A 19,269-nucleotide genomic window follows, 5' to 3' on the forward strand; every position below is an offset into this window, starting at 1 on the left:
GCCCGATGAAAGGCTAAACAATGGAAATCCGCGCCGCTGAAATCAGCAAGGTCATCAAGGACCAGATCGCCAATTTCGGGACCGACGCCACGGTCAGCGAAATCGGCCAGGTTCTGTCGGTCGGCGACGGCATCGCCCGCGTCCACGGCCTCGACAACGTCCAGGCCGGTGAAATGGTCGAATTCGCCAACGGCGTGAAGGGCATGGCGCTCAACCTCGAAGCCGACAACGTCGGTATCGTGATCTTCGGCTCGGACAGCGAGATCAAGGAAGGCGACACCGTCAAGCGCACCGGCACGATCGTCGACGTTCCCGTCGGCAAGGGCCTGCTCGGCCGCGTCGTCGATGGTCTCGGCAATCCGATCGACGGCAAGGGCCCGATCAAGGCCGACAAGCGCATGCGCGTCGAAGTCAAGGCGCCGGGCATCATCCCGCGCACCTCGGTGCACGAACCCGTCCAGACCGGCCTCAAGGCGCTCGACGCGCTCGTCCCCGTCGGCCGCGGCCAGCGCGAACTGATCATCGGCGACCGCCAGACCGGCAAGACCGCCGTCGCGATCGACACCTTCATCAACCAGAAGGAGGTCAACGCGGGCGACGATGAGAGCAAGAAGCTCTATTGCATCTACGTCGCCGTCGGCCAGAAGCGCTCGACCGTCGCGCAGATCGTCCGCCAGCTCGAAGAAAATGGCGCGATGGAATATTCGATCGTCGTCGCCGCGACCGCGTCGGAACCGGCACCGCTGCAGTATCTCGCACCGTACGCCGGTGTGACGATGGGCGAATTCTTCCGCGACAACGGCATGCACGCCGTGATCGTGTACGACGACTTGTCGAAGCAGGCCGTCGCCTATCGCCAGATGTCGCTGCTGCTGCGCCGCCCGCCGGGCCGCGAAGCTTACCCCGGCGACGTTTTCTATCTGCACAGCCGCCTGCTCGAGCGCGCCGCGAAGATGAACAGCGACAATGGCTCGGGTTCGCTCACCGCGCTGCCGATCATCGAAACGCAGGCGGGCGACGTTTCGGCGTATATCCCGACCAACGTGATTTCGATCACCGACGGCCAGATCTTCCTCGAAACCAACCTGTTCAACGCCGGTATCCGCCCCGCGATCAACGTCGGTCTGTCGGTGAGCCGCGTCGGCTCGGCCGCGCAGACCAAGGCGATGAAGAAGGTGTCGGGCTCGATCAAGCTCGAACTCGCGCAGTATCGCGAAATGGAAGCCTTTGCGCAGTTCGGTTCGGACCTCGACGCGTCGACGCAGAAGCTGCTGAACCGCGGCGCGCGTCTGACGCAGCTGCTGAAGCAGCCGCAGTTCCAGCCGATGCCGTTCGAAGAGCAGACCGCGTCGATCTTCGCCGGCACCAACGGCTATCTCGACAATGTCGCGACGACCGACGTGTCGCGTTACGAACAGGCAATGCTCGCCTATCTGCGCAGCGACCATGCCGATGTGCTGAAGACGATCCGCGACACCAAGGACCTTGGCGACGACGCCAAAAAGGGTCTGGTCGCGGCGCTCGAAGCGTTCGGCAAGATTTTCGCGTAAGCCAAGTTACCGTGAGCCCGGCCTTCGCGCCGGGCTGACGAACAAGAGGGGCCGTAATGGCATCGCTTAAGGAACTCAAAGGGCGGATCGTCTCGGTCAAGTCGACCCAGAAGATCACCAAGGCCAAGAAGATGGTCGCCGCCGCGAAGCTGCGCAAGGCACAGGCCGCGGCCGAAGCCGCGCGTCCTTACGCCGAGCGGCTCGAAGGCGTCGTCGCCAGCCTCGCGTCGAAGGTCGGCGCGTCGGATTCGGCGCCGAAGCTGCTGTCGGGCACCGGCAAGAGCGACACGCACCTGCTCGTCGTGCTCAACAGCGACCGCGGCCTCGCCGGCGCGTTCAACTCGAACATCGTCAAGGCGGCGCGCGACAAGGCGCTCGAACTGCAGGCGCAGGGCAAGAAGGTTCTCTTCTATCTCGTCGGCCGCAAGGGCCGCCCGGTGATCGCCCGCCTCTTCCCCGGCCAGATCATCGAGAATTACGAAACCACCGGCATCCGCGACATCGGCTTCGAACAGGCGAGCGACATCTCGGCGAAAGTGATGGAGCTTTACGAAGCCGGCGCCTTCGACGTCGCGCATCTCTTCTACTCGAAGTTCCGCTCGGCGCTGCTCCAGATCGCCACCGGCCAGCAGATGATCCCGGTTCCGCCGCCGGCCGACGTCCCGACGTCGAGCGGCGCCGCCGTCGAATATGAGCCCGACGAGGAAGCGATCCTCGCCGACCTCTTGCCGCGCAACGTCACGATCCAGATCTTCAAGGGCCTGCTGGAAAATGCCGCATCCGAACAGGGTGCGTCGATGACCGCGATGGACAATGCGACGCGCAACGCGGGCGACCTGATCAACAAGCTGACCATCGTTTACAACCGCACGCGTCAGGCGGCGATCACGACCGAACTCATCGAGATTATTGCTGGCGCGGAAGCGCTCTAAGCTATTCAAGCAAGGAAGAAAGTAATGGCTACCGCTCCCGCTGAAAAGAAGGCTCCCGCCAAGAAGGCCGCTGCGCCCAAGGCTGCTGCGCCGAAGAAGGCTGCCGCTCCCAAGGCCGCCGCAACCGCCGGCACCGCAACGGGCCGCGTCGCGCAGGTCATCGGCGCCGTCGTCGACGTCCAGTTCACCGGCACCCTGCCGGCCATTTTGAACGCGCTCGAAACCGACAACAACGGCAACCGCCTTGTCCTCGAAGTCGCGCAGCACCTCGGCGAAAACACCGTCCGCACCATCGCGATGGACGCGACCGACGGCCTGACCCGCGGCCAGCCGGTGACCGACACCGGCGCCCAGATCTCGGTTCCGGTCGGCCCGCAGACGCTCGGCCGCATTCTCAACGTCATTGGCGACCCGATCGACGAACGCGGTCCGGTGAACGCCGGCATGTCGGCGCCGATCCATGCCAAGGCTCCCGAATTCGTCGACCAGTCGACCGAAGCCGCGATCCTCGTCACCGGCATCAAGGTCATCGACCTGATCGCGCCCTACGCAAAGGGCGGCAAGATCGGCCTGTTCGGCGGCGCCGGCGTCGGCAAGACGGTTCTCATCCAGGAACTGATCAACAACATCGCCAAGGGCCACGGCGGCGTGTCGGTGTTCGCGGGCGTCGGTGAACGCACCCGCGAAGGCAACGACCTGTATCACGAATTCCTCGACGCCGGCGTTATCGCCAAGGACGCCGACGGCAACCCGACCCCCGACGGGTCGAAGGTGGCGCTGGTGTTCGGCCAGATGAACGAACCCCCGGGCGCCCGCGCCCGCGTCGCGCTGTCGGGTCTGACGATGGCCGAATATTTCCGCGACGAAGAAGGTCAGGACGTGCTGTTCTTCGTCGACAACATCTTCCGCTTCACGCAGGCGGGTTCGGAAGTGTCGGCGCTGCTCGGCCGTATTCCTTCGGCGGTGGGTTACCAGCCGACCCTGTCGACCGACATGGGCGCGCTGCAGGAACGCATCACCTCGACCACCAAGGGCTCGATCACCTCGGTGCAGGCCATTTACGTCCCCGCGGACGATCTTACCGACCCTGCTCCCGCAACCTCGTTCGCCCACTTGGACGCAACGACGACGCTGAGCCGCGCGATTTCGGAACTCGGCATCTATCCCGCGGTCGACCCGCTCGACTCGACCTCGCGCGTGCTGACCGCCGCGACCGTCGGGCAGGAGCATTATGAGACCGCCCGCCGCGTTCAGGAAACGCTGCAGAAGTACAAGTCGCTGCAGGACATCATCGCGATCCTCGGCATGGACGAGCTGTCGGAAGAAGATAAGCTGGTCGTCGCCCGCGCGCGCAAGATCCAGCGCTTCCTGTCGCAGCCGTTCCACGTCGCCGAAGTCTTCACCGGCATCCCCGGCAAGTTCGTGGCGATCGAAGACACGGTGAAGTCGTTCAAGGCCGTTGTCGACGGCGAATATGACCACCTCCCCGAAGCGGCCTTCTACATGGTCGGCGGTATCGAGGAAGCGGTCGCCAAGGCCGCCAAGCTGGCCGCCGACGCCGCATAATAGACCTATCACCCCTCCCCGCGCGGGGAGGGGGCCAAGGATTTGAAAATGGCCCTGAAGTTCGAACTCGTCACCCCCGCCCGCCTCGAACGGTCGAGCGACGTCTATATGGTCACCGTACCGGGCAGCGAAGGCGATTTCTCGGTGCTCGAAGGCCATGCCCCGTTCATGGCGACGCTGCGCAACGGCCCGCTGACGATCTATGCGACCAACGGCGCGGCGCCCGAAACGATCGAGGTCGAAGGCGGCTTTGCCGAGGTCAACGAAGCCGGGCTGACCGTGCTGGCCGAGCATATCGCGGGCTGATCATCTTCTTATCATCAGCAAAAGGCCCGCATTCGAAGCGAATGCGGGCCTTTTTGTTGGCTGACCGCTTTCGGTCGGGTCAGGAGGACTAGAGCGCGGAAGCCGCGCAAGTGTCATTGTCGCCGCCCCCGCGCGCGGCTAAAGCAGCGCCGTGACCGCGACTTCCTCCCGCATCGCCGCTTTCGCCGACCGCTGGCCAAAGCTTGTCGCCCTGCTCCTCGGTGCCGTTTCGGCGACGGGATTTGCGCCGCTGAACTTCTGGCCGCTGACCCTGCTCGCTTTCGCCGGATGGATGGCGCTCGTCGCGCAAAGCCCGCGCGGCCGGCATGCCTTCGGAACCGGCTGGGCGTTCGGGGTCGGCCATTTCGCGCTCGGCCTCAACTGGATCGCGACCGCTTTCACCTATCAGGCGGCGATGCCCGCCTGGCTCGGATGGGTCGCGGTGGTGCTGCTGTCGCTCTATCTCGCGGTCTATCCGGCACTGGCGGCCTGGGCGGCGTGGTTGCTGCGACCCAAGGCCGATTCGCATTTTGCGGCGCCATCCTATCTGCTCGCCTTCGCCGGGCTTTGGGCGCTGACCGAATGGTTTCGTAGCTGGATTTTCACGGGCTTCGCATGGAATCCGCTGGGAGTGGTCGCCGTCCCGCATGTCGCGGCACCGGCTCGCTGGATCGGCACCTATGGCATGAGTGCGATCGTCTGCCTGTTAGCGGCGGTGCTGATTCTGGCGTGGTTTCGCCGCCGTGTGGCAGCCTCTGCCCTTTCCGCCAGCTTGCTCGTCTTGTGGGGCGCCGCATTTCTGACGCAGGCGGGCGCCGCCACCGATGCGGTGGTCCGGTCGAAAGGGATGAAGCGCATCCCCATCACCGTCGTCCAGCCCAATGTCGGCCAGCAGGACAAATGGGAAGGCAGCAAGGCCGATGCCAATTTCGCCAAGCTGGCGCGGCTGACGGCGCCGAAGGACGACCGGCCGCGGCTGATCCTGTGGCCCGAAGCGGCGATCCCGGACTATCTCGAAACCGGATACCCCTCCTATTATTACGACCGCGCCCCGGCGGCGGCGCGCGGACGGCTGACGAACCTGATGAACCCCGGCGATCTGATGCTGCTCGGCGCGCTGAAGCTCGAGTTCGACAAGGCGGGCGATGCCGTCGGCGCCCGCAACGCAGTAATGACCGTCCACGCCGACGGCACCCTCGGACCGCGCTACGACAAGGCGCACCTCGTCCCCTATGGCGAATATCTCCCGATGCGCCCGATCCTTTCGGCAATCGGTCTGTCGCGCCTCGCCCCGGGCGATATCGACTTCTGGCCGGGACCGGGGCCGCATACGCTCGACCTCGGCGCCTTCGGCAAGGCCGGTCTGCAAATCTGCTATGAGATCATCTTCTCGGGGCAGGTCGTCGACCGCGCCCACCGTCCCGACTTCATCTTCAACCCGTCGAACGACGCATGGTTCGGCGCATGGGGTCCCCCCCAGCATCTGGCGCAGGCTCGGCTGCGCGCGATCGAGGAAGGGCTGCCCGTCGTGCGCGCAACACCGACCGGGATCAGCGCGGTGATCGACGCCGACGGTCGTATCCTCGCATCGATTCCGATGCACAGGCCGGGGCGGATCGATACCACGCTTCCGCCGCCGCACGCACCGACCCTATTCGCCCGCTTCGGTAACATTCTGCCGGTCGGGTTCGCCCTGCTGCTCCTCGCGGCCGCCATTGCTTTTCGGCGGCGCGGACGCTAACAGCTCCACACATAAAGCATCCTTTATATTCGCTCCCAAAGAAGGCTCTCATGCGCAACAGCTTCCTCTTCACCTCCGAAAGCGTGTCCGAAGGACATCCCGACAAGGTGGCCGACCAGATCAGCGATTCGATCGTCGACCTGTTCCTGTCGAAGGATCCCGAGGCCCGCGTCGCGTGCGAAACGCTGACCACGACCCAGCTTGTCGTGCTCGCGGGCGAAATACGCTGCAAGGGCGTATTCGAGAATGGGGAATGGGCCCCTGGCGCGCTCGATGAGATCGAGGCCACCGTCCGCCGGACGGTCAAGGAGATCGGTTACGAACAGGACGGCTTCCATTGGGAAAGCTTTCGCTTCGAAAACAACCTGCACGCCCAGTCGGCACATATCGCGCAGGGCGTCGACGAAGCGGCCGACAAGGATGAGGGCGCGGGCGATCAGGGAATCATGTTCGGCTATGCGTCGGATGAAACCCCCGACCTGATGCCCGCGACGCTCGATTACAGCCACAAGATCCTCGAGCGCATGGCGGCCGACCGCAAGGCGGGCATCGCCCCCTTCCTCGAACCCGACGCGAAGAGCCAGGTCACGCTGCGCTATGCCAACGAACGGCCAGTCGAAGCGACCGCAATCGTCGTGTCGACCCAGCATGCCCCGGGCTATTTCTTCCACAACGGCGAGGGCGACGAAGCGAAATATACCGAGCTGCGCAAATATGTGCTCGGCGTGATCGCCGACGTGCTGCCTGCCGAACTGCTGACCGCGAACACCGTCTATCATATCAACCCGACGGGGCGTTTCGAGATCGGCGGCCCCGACGGCGACGCCGGCCTCACCGGCCGCAAGATCATCGTCGACACCTATGGCGGCGCCAGCCCGCACGGCGGCGGCGCGTTCAGCGGCAAGGACCCGACCAAGGTCGACCGTTCGGCGGCGTACATCACCCGCTACCTCGCCAAGAACATCGTTGCCGCGGGCCTCGCGCGTCGCTGCACGATCCAATTGAGCTATGCGATCGGCGTCGCCGAACCGCTGTCGATCTATGTCGACCTGCACGGCACCGGCACCGTCGAGGAAAGCCGCATCGAGGCGGTGATTCCCGAACTCGTTCGCCTGACGCCGAAGGGTATCCGTACCCACCTCGGGCTCAACAAGCCGATCTATCGGCAGACCGCGGCCTATGGCCATTTCGGCCGCCAGTCGGACGGCAATGCCTTTCCGTGGGAACGCACCGATCTCGTCGACAAGCTGAAGGCCGCACTCGCCCGCTGACGCAGGGCCGCTTGCTATCGCCAACCCGATCTGACAGCTAATGCGGCTGGATCGGGGAGGAATGGCTATGCCAAAAACCAGCCTTGTCATGAGCCTGTTCGCCGCCGCGCTGGCCATGGCTTTGCCCGGTGCAGCGTCGGCCCAGCAGCCGCTACCGGTCAACGCTGGGGCAGCATGGGCCCATGCCCATAGCGGCATCGTCATCCCGGCAACGCTCGGCGGCCTCGCGCGCATGCGCGCGACGAGCTTCGCCGACCCTGAACTCGACATCAGCCAGAATTTCGGGTCGAGCGACGGCAACCAGCAACTGACCGTCTATATTTTCCGCAATACCAACGGGACCGTGCCGATCTGGTTTGCGCAGGCGCAGCGCGCGATCAGCCTGCGCGAGGATCTGAAAAACCCGGGGCTGGCCATCGGGCCGGCCGCCTTCACCCCGCCCGGGCAGGCTACGGCGAGCGGCCTCAAGGCGGTGTTCGCACCCGCAGGGGTCGAGGGCATTCGCAGCACCGGCGTGGCGTTGTTCGCCGTCGGCGATTGGTATGTGAAGATGCGCGCAACCTCGGCGACGCAATCGCCCGGCGAGCTGTCGGCATCGATGGAGGATGCCCTCTCGGAAATCCGCTTGCCACAGACCGGGGCCGCCGTCGCGGCAGAACCGATCGCCGATTGCGCGGCCAAGCTCGCCTTTACCGGGAACGCCGCCGATTCGGCGCTCCCTGTGAAGACGCTGACGGCCGGGGTGCAGACGCCGGCGCCGCGCATAACCGCATCCCGCTGGTGCATCGACGGCATCGTCGGTGGCAATCGCGCGGTCTATCGCCCCGAGGGGACAGCCGACCGCTATCTGCTGGCAATCGGCGACAACGGCAAGGCGGTCGCGGTCCAGCCGCACGCGGCGGGATATTATTCCGCCAATTTCATCGTCGCGGCGCAGATCGTCGCGCTTGTCGCGCAGGACCGCCTGCCCACGCCGCAGCGCGCACTCGACCTTGTTGAAAAGAAACGCGCCGCCGGAACGACGGTGACATGGCCGCCGCGCTGAGCCCGCCGCATCGAGCCGGGGCGCGTTGACCGGAACGCCACCGCTCGGCTAGGGCGCGCGGCATGACCGCTTACAAACCCGGCGATCCGACCACGATCAACCGCCTCTATGGCCGCGCCAAGGGCAAGCCGCTGCGCGCGGGACAGCAGGACCTTGTCGACAAGCTGCTGCCGCAGATTGCCGTTCCCGCGGAAGGCGAAGTCACCGCGGCGCGGCTGTTCGGCGACGCCGAGGGACAGGGGCGCCCCTTGCACTTCGAGATCGGTTTCGGTGGCGGCGAACATATGGCCGGGCGCGCCGACATGCTGCCCGACCATGGCTTCATCGGCGCCGAGCCCTTCGTCAACGGCGTCGCGCAGGCGCTGGTGCACGTGTCGGGCGATCACGGCGAACGCCTGCCGCTCGCCAATGTCCGCATCCATCACGGCGACGCGCTCGAGGTGCTGCGCCGCATTCCCGACGGCGCCCTGAGCTTCGCCTATCTGCTCCACCCCGACCCTTGGCCGAAGGCGCGCCACGCCAAGCGGCGGATGATGAACGACGGTCCGGTCGACCTGATCGCCGCGAAGCTGAAACCCGGCGGCGAATTTCGCTTCGGCACCGATCACCCCGTCTATCTCGCCCACGCGCTGATGATCATGCGCCGCCATCGCCACCAGTTCGAATGGCTGGCGCAGGCGTCAGGCGACTTCCTCGTCCGGCCGGGCGGCTGGCCCGAAACCCGCTACGAAGCGAAGGCGCGCGCGCAAGGGCACGAAGTCTGGTACTTTCGCTACCGGCGCCGATAGCCCCGGCGCCGCTGCATCACTTCTGCTTCGCCGCGATGTACCGTGCAACCTGCTCATCGAGCAGGTCCAGCGGCAATGCACCTTCACTCAGCACCGCCTCGTGGAACTCGCGGATGTCGAAACGCGGCCCCAGTTCGCGCTCGGCGCGCTTGCGCAGCTCGGCGATGCGAAGCTGGCCGACCATGTAGCTGGTCGCCTGCCCCGGCCAGTTGAAATAGCGGTCGACCTCGCGCGCGATATCGGTGTCCGAGACCGAGCTGTTGGCCCGGAAATAGGCGATCGCCTGATCGCGCGTCCACCGTTTCGAATGGATGCCGGTGTCGAGGACGAGGCGGATCGCCCGCCACACCTGGAGCGACAGCATGCCGAAGCGGTCATAGGGGGTCTTATATACCCCCATCTCGTCCGCCAATCGCTCCGAATAGAGGCCCCACCCTTCCATATAGGCGCCATAGCCGCCGAACTTGCGGAACTTGGGAAGCCCTTCGAGTTCCTGCTGGCGCGCAATCTGGAAGTGGTGCCCGGGCGCGCCTTCGTGCGCGGCGATGCCCGCCACCTGCACCTTTTGCGTCTGGTTCATGTCGACGAGGTTGACGTAGTAAATGCCGGGCCGCGACCCGTCGGCCGACGGCTGGTTATAGAAGGCGGTGGGTGCCGTTCCCTCGCGCCATTTCTCCACCGCGCGCACCTCCAGCGCCGCCTTCGGCAACACGCTGAAATAGCGCGGCGCTGCCTCCATTACCGAAGCGACCACGGCCCGCGCATCGCGCAGATATTCCTCGCGGCCGGCCTCGGTATTCGCATATTTGAACTGCGGGTCGGTGCGGATATGATCGAAAAACTGCTCGAGCGTGCCCTCGAAGCCGACCTCGCGCTTGATCGCTTCCATCTCGCCGCGAATCTTCGCCACCTGTTCGAGACCGAGCGCGTGGATCTGATCGGCGGTCAGGCTGGTGCTCGTCGCGCTTTTCAGCTGATCGGCATAATAGGCCGCGCCGTCGGGCAGGTTCCAGACGCCGAAATTACCCTTCGATTGCGGTTCGATTTCGTCCAGCACGGCAAAGAGCGTTTCGTAACCGTGCCGGAACGGCCCCTGCAACGCGTCGCGCGCGTCGGCGAGCAGCTTGTCCTTCGCCGCAGCCGGCGCGTCGAGCGCGGCCACCTTTTTGCGGAAATCCGCCATCAGCGTCGAATCGGGGCCGTCGTCGAACGGCGCACCCGTTACCACCCGGCGCGCGTCGGCGCGGGCCGGCGCGAAATTGACCTTGTTGGGCACGATTCCCGCCGCCGCCTGTTCGCGCATCAGCGCCGCGACCTCGCGCATCACGCGATCGGTATCGCGCAGGCGGGCGATATAGGCCTCGGCGTCGGCGACGGTGTCGATCTTGTGGTTGTTGATGAGCAGGACGGGAATCTCGCCCGCGGGACTGCCGTTCGTCGTCACCGGAAAGCGCAGTTTCCGGAACCGCGTCGATTCGCGGCTGCGTTCGACTTCATATTCGAAGAGGCGGTAGCTGACGCGCGCGCGTTCGCCCAATCGATCGGGACGGAACCGCGCGTGCATGTCCTTGAGCTGCCGCTCGGCGAGCGCCTGCTCGCGCAAGGCAAAGGCGTCCGTATAATCGTCGAGCCGGTCGTAATCGGTCTTGAACCCGAGCACGGTCTGGGTTTCGGGACGCAAGGCCACCTGTTCGTCGTAAGCCCGATCGAGAAATTCGAGCAGCGCCGCATCCTCCGCCCCCGACTGCACCGTCTGCGCGAACGCGGGCGTATCGAACGGGACCAGCGGCAGCGCCGGCAACAGCATCAGGGCAAAAGCAAAGCGCATCATATTCTCCTGTCGCATCATCGACTTCCCGCCCCGTCCTCTCACGGCAGGCCGGAGCCGTCCAACGCAAAATCGGGTGCAAGGCAACAGCGCCTTTTCGCCAAGACATTCAAACCCTGTTGCATCGCCGGCAATTTATGACACTTATGTATGAAATATAGCAATGCCCCTGCGGGAAGAGCTTGCCCAACACGGAGATGACCATGACGATCACGATCCTTGAAAACGCCCGCCTGTTCGACGGCACCAACGCCGATTGCCCGACGGGCATGTCGGTTGCCATCGAAAGCGGCACGATCAAGGAGGTTTCCGACCGTCCCATCACCGCTGCGACGGCACGGCGGATCGACGTTGGCGGCCGCACGCTGATGCCGGGGCTGATCGATCTGCATATCCATGCCTATATCTCCGATGTAAATATCCAGCGCGTCGATGCGATGGGGCCTGCCCACCGCACCGCCCATGCCGTGCGCATGCTCGGCCATGCGCTCGACTGCGGCTTCACCACGGTGCGCGATATCGGCGGCGGCGACTGGTCGCTCTGGCGCTCGATCGAGGAAGGCCTCATTCGCGCGCCCCGCTTTCTCTATGCCGGGCGCATCGTGTCGATGACCGGCGGCCACGGCGATATGCGGCCGATGAGCAATGACGGTCACGGCCATGACCGCAGTTTTTGCCAATGCGGTCAGGTCAACAGCCTGACGGTGATCGCCGACGGCGTCGACGCGTGCATCGCGGCGGTCCGCGAGGAATATCGGCGCGGGGCGCATACGATCAAGATCATGGGGTCGGGCGGCGTCGCTTCGCCCACCGACCCGATCTGGATGAACCAGTATCGAGAGGACGAGGTCCGGGCGATCGTCAACGAATGCGTCGAACGGCGCAGCTATGCCTCGGCGCATTGCCATCCGACGAGCGCGATCCGGCGCTGCGTCGAATTCGGCGTCCGCTGCATCGAGCATGGCACGCTCATCGACAACGAAACCGCCGCTTTCGTCGCCGAGCGCGGCGCGTTCATCGTGCCGACGATGGCGATCATCTTCGCGCTGCGCGAGCTTGGTCCCGCGATGGGCTTTCCACCCGAAAATCAGGCGAAGCTCGACGAGGTTTTCGACGAAGCCCTCTCGGGCATGGACCGGATGCGGCAGGCGGGCGTCAAGATCGGGTTCGGAACCGACCTGCTCGGCGACACCTATACGCGCCAGTGCACCGAATTCTCGATCCGCAGCGAAGTTTTCTCGCCGATCGAGATATTGCGGCAGGCCACGTCGATCGGCGCCGAAGTGCTACAGATGCAAGGCAAGCTCGGCTGCGTCGCTGCGGGCGCGCACGCCGACCTGATCGTCGTCGATGGCGACCCCTTGTCCGATATCGGCCTGCTCGCGCGAAATGGCGAGGCGCTGCCGCTGATCATGCGCGCCGGCGAGATCGTCAAGAACCGGCTGGACTAAAGGCCGGCTTCGTTGCGGCCGTTTAGGCCAACCTCCGGCCGTTCGCATCGAGCAAAGTCGAGATGCCCTTCGGCTAGGCGCAACCTCGATGGGTGTCTCGACTTCGCTCGACACGAACGGAAATAGAGGATGGTCTGAAAACCACCTCATACCTGCCCTCGACTTTTTTGATTCAGCACCCTCGGCTTGCAATTCCCGCTTCCCTATCGCGCCGCGCCATGCTCATGGCGGCGCCATGTCCGACACCCCTCCCCTGCTTTCGATCGCCAATGCCCGCGTCATGGCGGACGAGACCTGTATCCTCGACCTTCCCGCGCTGACCCTCCACCCGGGCGAGAACACCGCCATTCTGGGGGCCAACGGCTCGGGGAAGTCGACGCTGGTCAAGTTGATCACGCGCCAGATCTATCCGCTCTACGGCGGGCAGGTGCGGATTTTCGGGCAGGACAACTGGAATGTCTTCGACCTCCGGAAATTGCTCGGGATCGTTTCGTCAACGATGCAGCTCGATTTCGACGCCGATCCGCCGCTCGAAGTCGTCGATTGCGTCGTCTCGGGCTTTTTCGCGGCACGCGGGCTGTGGGCGCATAACGAGGTGACGCCGGCGATGCGCGACGCGTCGCAGGCCGCGCTCGCAGACGTCGGCGCGGCGCATCTCGCCGGGCGCAGCATGGCAAGCCTGTCGACCGGCGAAGCGCGCCGCGTCCTGATCGCCCGCGCCCTCGCCCACCGGCCGCGTGCGCTGCTGCTCGACGAACCGTGCGCCGGGCTCGACCCCGCAGCGCGGCATCACTTCCTCGACATGCTGCGCGCGGTCGCGCGCGGCGGCACGACCTTGTTGCTGATCACTCACCATATCGAAGAGATATTGCCCGAAATCTCGCGGATCGTGACATTGCGCGGTGGCCGGATCGACGAAGACGGCACCAAGGACCGTCTGCTGACCAGCGCCGCGCTCACCCGCTTGTTCGGGCTGCCGATCGAGGCGTCGCCGCGCGGCGCCTGGTTCCACGCCGATATTATGGCCTGATCCGGCCGCCGGGCAGCCCTGGCCGGGTCAATCGACCACCTCGACCGCAATATGCGGCCAGGCAACAGCCAATCGCCCGGCCCAGCGCTCATAGGGCCAGGGGATGACCTCCTCGTCGAACCAGAACAGCCGGTCGCCGTCGAGATCGTAGAGGTGGACCGCATCGGCGCTGTCGTCCTGCCGGACGATACGGACCTTGCCGATCCGCGACGGATGTATCCGCCCTTCGTCGCCGCCGGTCGCGCCGATCCGGCCCTGCCACCAGACGAGATCGCCCGTCGCGGGCTCGACGAAACTTCCCCGGTTGGGGTTGGCGAGCATGTTCATCGCCGCGCCCGCCGCGACCAGCGCACCCAGCCCTTGCGCAAGCGGGACGAGCCAGGGGGCGCACTCGCCGTCTTCGCTGCAATTATCGGCGGGATCGATCACCGACCCGGCCCAGAAGAAGACGGTACCGAAAACGAGCAACAGCCACATGCGGTAATCGGTCCGCGCGCTGCGCCGATAGGAAGGGATGGACGTGCCGGCCATGGCTCCGCTCATAGAGCAAGCTGGTCAACAGCAGGATAACGCCGGATATTGTGTTCCGCGACGATCCGACGAAAGCCGTGGCGGCCAAGGAGCGAGGCAAGCGAGTCCGTCTATGGTGACGATCACAGCCCGCCGGGCTTCGACATGTGAAACGAAAGAGACTACACTGATCGAAGGAATTATCCTTTCCATGCAAACTCTTGTCTACCGCCCCCGAAAAACCGCCGTCGTTCTGGCCTTTCTCGCCGCGACGCTGCTTGCCCTGCTGCTCCCCGCCCGGCCCGCGATGGCGCAGGCCTATCCCTGCAACGGCCCCGGGCCCGGCGAGCGGATGGTCGGCATGACGCCGGGCGGCAATGGCGTCGCAGGGGTGCCGCTGTGCGTGCGCGACGAAGCGGCGGCGCCGGTGCCGCAGGGGCCGCCGACGCAATGGGTGAACAGCTATTATGTCGCGGCATGGCACCCCGAAGCGTCGGATGTCTGGACCGCCGCGGGCTATCGCAGCGCCGACGCCGCGGGCGAAGCCGCGCTCGCCGCCTGCGCCGCGGCGATGGGCCCCGGCTGCACACTGACGCCGGCCGCCGCCAACGGCTCGATCGCCATCGCGCGCGACGGCCTCGGCACCCTGTGGGCCGCCACGGGAGCGAGCGACGGCAAGGCGAGGAAGGAGGTCGAGAAACTGTGCGTGAAGGAGCAGCAGGCGATCTGCGAGGTCATCAACACGACCAACTCGCCGTCGTGGATCGAGGAGATCGGCTATCCGGTCAGCCAGGCGATCGTCTTTCCGCCGAAGGGCAATTTCCATCGCATCTATGCATCGACGGCCTGGGTCGACAGCGGCAGCGCCGACGGCGACTGGGGCGCGAAAGTCTGGGTCAATTCGGGCTATACGAGCGGCAAGGATGCCGAAACCGCTGCGGTAACCCAGTGCGAACGCGACAGCGGTGCGAAGTGCAAGGCGGTGCGGACGATTTCCGACGCCTTTCTGACCATCGCGGTCGATGCGAGCCGGTCGATCCGGGTCGGGTCGAGCCCCGATTACAAAAATGCCCGGAAACATGCCGAGCAACGCTGCAAGGACACGGGGACCAAATGCACCGTAACCGCGACCTTCGATGCGACGCAGAAGGGCGCGTTCGTCCACGATGCCTATCAGGCACTCGCCGAAATGAAGAAATAGCCGATTTGACGAAGGAGGCCGCCTTGAAATTCCTTTCCTGCACCCTGTTTGCATCGGCGGCGCTGATGGCCGCGCAAGCACAGGCGCAAGACGCCGATCCCGACGAAGGCCTGGGCTATGTCGCCGAATATGGCGCGACGATCGGCGAGCCCGACCGGATCGACAGCGATGGCGCGGCGCTCACCGATCCCGCTGCGATCCTCGCGCAGGACCGGTTCAATGTCGACGTGCGCGGTATCCTCCAGCCGGGCGACAGCCCCGACGAATATTTTGCCGATGAGGCGCAGCGGGAGGAAATCGCCGGGGCCGACATCCGATTTCAGGACGATCGGGCGGCGGCCGAACTTGCGGATGGCACGCCCTCGCTGTTCGTGACGGTGATGCGCCGGCCGGACGACGGGCGACTGGTCATCTTCCTCGCGACCTCCGACGGCGAGCCCGCGGACGATCCCGATTCGGTCGACGATTCCACGCCAACGGCCTGAAGCGACGCATTTGCGCCATTATCCCGCCACCGATCGCTTGCCAGAGCAGTGGAACCGCTTAACCGGCACCGGCGCGCCTGTACCCCTGCGGGACATGCGATCGAGAATGAAACATTTTATTGGCGTTTCAGGGCATAATGCAGGCTGACCCGCCTCCACGCGAATCGGTCGCGCGGCGGCGGGATGGGAATTTCGACACGCGGATGAAGCCCGAACTCAACCTCACGGCCCGCTCGGCGTGGCTCGACCCGGTGGCGCCGAAGCCCGCCGGACCCGACCGCCCGTTCTGGACCGCGCTGGCGGCCGCGGTGATCGTCGCGTGCCTCGGCCTCGCGCTCGCGAGCGGGCGGCTGCGCGACTATACGCCGTTCGGACCATACAGCGTCACCGTGCCGCTGAGTTTCAAAACCTATGACCCTGCACGCTGGGCGGTGATGAACGCCGAGGACTATGAGGCGGCGCTGAAGATCGACCCGACGCTGCCCGACCCGAACAGCGTCGGCTATGCCGATGCGACCGCCCTGCCCCCCGCCGACCCGGCGGCGCTGCGCGACGAAGCCTTTGTCGGGCCGCCGGCCAAAAGCTATGTCTTTCGCGGCGTTACGGCGCTCGACCGCGAACGCGCCCATTATTGCCTGACCTCGGCGATCTATTATGAGGCCGCGTCCGAAACCGACGACGGCATGCGCGGCGTCGCGCAGGTGATTATCAACCGCGCCCGTCACCCGAGCTTCCCCAACACCATCTGCGGCGTCGTCTTCCAGGGGTCGCAGCGCGCGGGCGTGTGCCAGTTCACCTTCAGCTGCGACGGCGCGATGGCGCGCGCGCCGAGCAAGCCCAACTGGCTCCGCGCGAGCCGCATCGCGTCGGCGGCGCTCGGCGGCTATGTCTTCCCGAAGGTCGGCCTCGCGACCCATTATCACACGACGGCGATCTGGCCGCGCTGGGGCAAGAGCCTGGTGATGACGAATATCGTCGGCGCGCATATCTTCCATCGCTGGCGCGGCCGCTGGGGCATGCCCGACGCCTTCCGCGCGCCCTATCTCGGCCGCGAGCCCGTGCCGGGCCCCTATCTGCCCGTCGCGCAGCAACTCGCGATCCTGAAAGGACAGGGGATCGCACCCGGCGCCGGACCGCTGCCGGCGATCACCGGCCCCGCCGCTGCGGCGCCGCTGCCCGATGTAGCAGCGGCCCCGCTGCCGAGCACGATGGCGCAGCAGGGCCGCGATATCGGCACGCCGACCGCGCCCGCCCCCGCTACCCCGCCGGTGACCTACAGCGATCCGCGGCTCAACCAGTCGGGGCAGATTAGGCAAGAGTTCCAGAAAAGCGGAGAGTGGATTCGCTGACCGAAGCCGCCTAGTCTCGTCGCATCATCACCATCAGGGAGGATGGCCATGGGACATGTCAAAGGCATCGGCGGACTGTTTTTCCGGGCGCGCGATCCCGCCGCGCTCAACGCCTGGTACCGCGAGCGGCTCGGCGTCGGCGGCGGCTGCAGTGCCGACGAGAGCGTCCCGCCGAACGAATGGGTGTGGAACGTCACCGCCGGCCCGCTCGTCTTTTCGCCCTTCAAGGCGGATACCGATTATTTTGCGGCCGACCGCCAATATATGATCAACCTGCGCGTCGATGATCTCGATGCGGTGCTGGCGCCGTTCCGCGCTGCGGGCGATGAGATCATCACCAAGCAGGAGTGGGACGACCCATCGGTCGGTCGGTTCGCACGCGTCCACGATCCCGAAGGCAATCCGATCGAATTGTGGGAGCCGCCGAAGGGTTGAGTTTCTTGTCCGGCTGACGCCAGACGCGGCACCGGCCAGGCGAAGAGAATTACCGCCCCTGGCTGCGCCAGCGCTTGACGACGCGTTCGAGAATTTCGGCTTCGCCGCCGGTCTCGCGCCACAGCTTCGAGAACAGCGGATCGCTCGACGCGGGCCGTTTTTCCTCTTCGAGCGTATCGAGATAGACGCGGATCGGGATCGACACGCCCTCGCCGCAGACGATGCACTCCCGATTTCTGAGCGCCGGGATCGAATCGATAAAACCGCGCGCGCCCTCGGGCATCGCCGCCTTGACGAAATGCTGGTCGCGCTCGTTGTTGAGGCGCATCGAGATGATCGTGCCGCACTGCGACAGCACGCCTTCGGCAAGGTCCGACGGACGCTGGGTGATCAGGCCCAGCGACACGCCATATTTACGGCCTTCCTTGGCGATCCGTTCGAGGATCTTGCGCACCGCCTGCCCCTGCCCGACGTCCTTCGCCGGGATGTAGCGGTGCGCCTCTTCGCAGACGAGCAGGATCGGGCGCTGCGGTTCGCCGCGCGACCAGATCGCATAGTCGAAGGTCAGGCGCGACAGGACCGCGACGACGACGCTGGTGATGTCGGAAGGCACCCCCGACACGTCGATGATCGAGATCGGCCGGCCGTCGGACGGCAGGCGGAAGATCTTGCCGATGAAACTAGCCATCGTGTCGGCGACGAGCATGCCCGAGAACATGAAATTATAGCGCGGGTCGGCGCGCATTTCCTCGATCTTGCCCTTGATCCGCATGAACGGCGCGCTCGACGTCGCCTTGTCGAGGCGACCCATCTCGTTGCTGAGAATGCTGAGGAGATCGGAGAGCAGATAGGGAATCGGCGAATCGACGGTGATCTTGTTCATCCCCTCGGCGAGCCGGTTCTTCTGCCGCGCCTGCAACAGGCATTTGGCGAGCACGTCGCAGTCGCCCTGCCGGTCACGGCCCTCGCTGGTGACGAACACTTCGCAATGTTCCTCGAAATTCATCAGCCAATAGGGCATCGCGAGATTGTCGACGTCGAACAGCGCGCCGGTGCCCTTGAACGCCGCCGAATATTCGCCGTGCGGGTCGATCATCACGATATGACCCTGCGGCGCGAGTTCGCAGATCTTGTGGAGGATCAGCGCGGCGCTCGTCGACTTGCCGGTACCGGTCGAACCGAGGAGCGCGAAATGCTTGCCGAGCATCGCATCGACATAGAGCGAACCGCGAATATCCTTGGTCGGATAGACGGTCCCGATCTCGACATGCGCGCGTTCGTCGGCGGCATAGATTTGCTTGAGATCGGCGCTGGTCGCCGCATAGACCTTGCCGCCCGGCACCGGGTAGCGCGTAACACCGCGGCGGAAATTATGGATGCGGCCGGTGATCTTTTCCTCGTCGCCTTCGCCGAGGAAGTCGATCGACGCGACGATCACGCCCTGCCCTTTTTCGTGGAGCTGCTGGTCGCGGATGCTCGCGACGAGCCAGACGTTGCCGACGCGGACCTTGACCTGCGCGCCGACCTGTCCCGCCATCGCGACCGCCATGTCGGTCGACGACGACAATTGGCCGATCGTCTCGGAATCGATCAGGATACGCGACGCCGAACCCGAAATATCGATCACTTCGCCGATCAGCAGGTCGTCGCGATGATGCGCCGTCACTGGCGCAACGGGCGCAGCAGGAGCGACGGTGCCGCCGCCGGCGAGCCGGACGTGCTGTGCCGCCGTCATGTCCCCGGCGCCGATCGCGCCGCCCTGGCTGTCCATTCCGTTGCCC

The 19,269-nt window shown here is 65.4% G+C and carries 17 protein-coding genes; 14 read left to right on the plus strand and 3 right to left on the minus strand.

What is annotated here, in order from left to right:
• Positions 1 to 20: 20 nt before the first annotated feature.
• The 8 genes from atpA to trmB all read left to right on the plus strand — a co-directional run bounded on the left by atpA (position 21) and on the right by trmB (position 9,199).
• Positions 21 to 1,550, plus strand: a complete 1,530-nt coding sequence (gene atpA, locus LH19_RS18770; RefSeq protein ID WP_054731261.1) for a F0F1 ATP synthase subunit alpha — start codon at positions 21 to 23, stop codon at positions 1,548 to 1,550.
• Positions 1,551 to 1,606: 56 nt separating this feature from the next.
• The gene (locus tag LH19_RS18775) at positions 1,607 to 2,482 is read left to right on the plus strand and encodes a F0F1 ATP synthase subunit gamma (RefSeq protein ID WP_054731264.1); all 876 of its coding nucleotides are present in this window, start codon (positions 1,607 to 1,609) and stop codon (positions 2,480 to 2,482) included.
• A gap of 24 nt (positions 2,483 to 2,506) precedes the next feature.
• On the plus strand, positions 2,507 to 4,048 hold the full coding sequence (gene atpD, locus LH19_RS18780) for a F0F1 ATP synthase subunit beta (protein ID WP_082395896.1): 1,542 nt from the start codon (positions 2,507 to 2,509) through the stop codon (positions 4,046 to 4,048).
• Positions 4,049 to 4,096: 48 nt separating this feature from the next.
• Entirely contained in the window at positions 4,097 to 4,354 is a 258-nt protein-coding gene (locus LH19_RS18785) for an ATP synthase F1 subunit epsilon (RefSeq protein ID WP_054589084.1), read from the plus strand.
• Positions 4,355 to 4,505: 151 nt separating this feature from the next.
• Positions 4,506 to 6,095, plus strand: a complete 1,590-nt coding sequence (gene lnt / locus LH19_RS18790; RefSeq protein WP_082395897.1) for an apolipoprotein N-acyltransferase — start codon at positions 4,506 to 4,508, stop codon at positions 6,093 to 6,095.
• Positions 6,096 to 6,145: 50 nt separating this feature from the next.
• Positions 6,146 to 7,366, plus strand: a complete 1,221-nt coding sequence (gene metK, locus LH19_RS18795) for a methionine adenosyltransferase (protein WP_054731266.1) — start codon at positions 6,146 to 6,148, stop codon at positions 7,364 to 7,366.
• A 61-nt stretch (positions 7,367 to 7,427) separates the two neighbouring features.
• On the plus strand, positions 7,428 to 8,411 hold the full coding sequence (locus LH19_RS18800) for a hypothetical protein (protein WP_145923519.1): 984 nt from the start codon (positions 7,428 to 7,430) through the stop codon (positions 8,409 to 8,411).
• A gap of 62 nt (positions 8,412 to 8,473) precedes the next feature.
• Positions 8,474 to 9,199: a tRNA (guanine(46)-N(7))-methyltransferase TrmB gene (trmB, locus tag LH19_RS18805; protein WP_054731270.1), complete on the plus strand. Its 726-nt coding sequence runs from the start codon at positions 8,474 to 8,476 to the stop codon at positions 9,197 to 9,199.
• 16 nt (positions 9,200 to 9,215) lie between these two features.
• Here trmB and LH19_RS18810 read toward each other — a convergent pair whose 3' ends face one another.
• On the minus strand, positions 9,216 to 11,030 hold the full coding sequence (locus LH19_RS18810) for a DUF885 domain-containing protein (RefSeq protein WP_054731272.1): 1,815 nt from the start codon (positions 11,028 to 11,030) through the stop codon (positions 9,216 to 9,218).
• A 200-nt stretch (positions 11,031 to 11,230) separates the two neighbouring features.
• Between LH19_RS18810 and LH19_RS18815 the strand changes: the two genes are divergently transcribed.
• Entirely contained in the window at positions 11,231 to 12,478 is a 1,248-nt protein-coding gene (locus LH19_RS18815; protein ID WP_054733866.1) for a metal-dependent hydrolase family protein, read from the plus strand.
• A gap of 235 nt (positions 12,479 to 12,713) precedes the next feature.
• A complete protein-coding gene (locus LH19_RS18820; protein ID WP_054731274.1) occupies positions 12,714 to 13,508 on the plus strand; it encodes an ABC transporter ATP-binding protein in 795 nt (264 codons plus the stop codon).
• A 27-nt stretch (positions 13,509 to 13,535) separates the two neighbouring features.
• Here the strand turns inward: LH19_RS18820 and LH19_RS18825 are convergent, their stop codons facing one another.
• On the minus strand, positions 13,536 to 14,039 hold the full coding sequence (locus tag LH19_RS18825) for a hypothetical protein (RefSeq protein WP_054731276.1): 504 nt from the start codon (positions 14,037 to 14,039) through the stop codon (positions 13,536 to 13,538).
• 190 nt (positions 14,040 to 14,229) lie between these two features.
• Between LH19_RS18825 and LH19_RS18830 the strand changes: the two genes are divergently transcribed.
• The 4 genes from LH19_RS18830 (at position 14,230) to LH19_RS18845 (ending at position 17,488) form a co-directional block, all read left to right on the plus strand.
• A complete protein-coding gene (locus tag LH19_RS18830; RefSeq protein ID WP_054731278.1) occupies positions 14,230 to 15,219 on the plus strand; it encodes a DUF4189 domain-containing protein in 990 nt (329 codons plus the stop codon).
• A gap of 23 nt (positions 15,220 to 15,242) precedes the next feature.
• The gene (locus LH19_RS18835) at positions 15,243 to 15,704 is read left to right on the plus strand and encodes a hypothetical protein (RefSeq protein WP_145923520.1); all 462 of its coding nucleotides are present in this window, start codon (positions 15,243 to 15,245) and stop codon (positions 15,702 to 15,704) included.
• A gap of 137 nt (positions 15,705 to 15,841) precedes the next feature.
• Complete coding sequence (locus LH19_RS18840; protein ID WP_234715964.1) at positions 15,842 to 17,053, plus strand: cell wall hydrolase; 1,212 nt, start codon at positions 15,842 to 15,844, stop codon at positions 17,051 to 17,053.
• Between the two features lie 48 nt (positions 17,054 to 17,101).
• Entirely contained in the window at positions 17,102 to 17,488 is a 387-nt protein-coding gene (locus LH19_RS18845; protein ID WP_054731282.1) for a VOC family protein, read from the plus strand.
• A gap of 49 nt (positions 17,489 to 17,537) precedes the next feature.
• Here LH19_RS18845 and LH19_RS18850 read toward each other — a convergent pair whose 3' ends face one another.
• The gene (locus LH19_RS18850; RefSeq protein WP_145923521.1) at positions 17,538 to 19,259 is read right to left on the minus strand and encodes an ATP-binding protein; all 1,722 of its coding nucleotides are present in this window, start codon (positions 19,257 to 19,259) and stop codon (positions 17,538 to 17,540) included.
• Positions 19,260 to 19,269 lie beyond the last annotated feature (10 nt).

The organism is Sphingopyxis macrogoltabida, assembly GCF_001314325.1.
In the GTDB taxonomy this organism is placed as follows: domain Bacteria; phylum Pseudomonadota; class Alphaproteobacteria; order Sphingomonadales; family Sphingomonadaceae; genus Sphingopyxis; species Sphingopyxis macrogoltabida.